Genomic DNA, 216 nt, shown 5'->3' on the forward strand with positions numbered 1-216 from the left:
GATTAGGAATTGCTGTAGATGCAGTTTCTAGAGGAATTTCGGTAGCACTATTTGAATCTCACGATTTTGGTAAAGGCACATCAAGTAGAAGCACCAAACTGTTTCATGGTGGTGTAAGATATTTGGCTCAAGGCAATATAAAATTCGTGATTGACGCATTGCGAGAAAGGGGTTTATTAGAAAAGAATGCCAACCATCTTTTTAAACGCCAAACCT

At 38.4% G+C, this 216-nt stretch carries 1 protein-coding gene; it reads left to right on the top strand.

Annotation, left to right across the window (positions count from 1 at the left end; translation table 11 throughout):
• Positions 1 to 216, top strand: a 216-nt coding sequence (locus ACRHOC_RS15750; RefSeq protein WP_431159509.1) for an FAD-dependent oxidoreductase, incomplete at both ends; no start/stop codon positions are given.

This window comes from Winogradskyella poriferorum, from assembly GCF_050618035.1.
GTDB classification, from domain to species: domain Bacteria; phylum Bacteroidota; class Bacteroidia; order Flavobacteriales; family Flavobacteriaceae; genus Winogradskyella; species Winogradskyella poriferorum_A.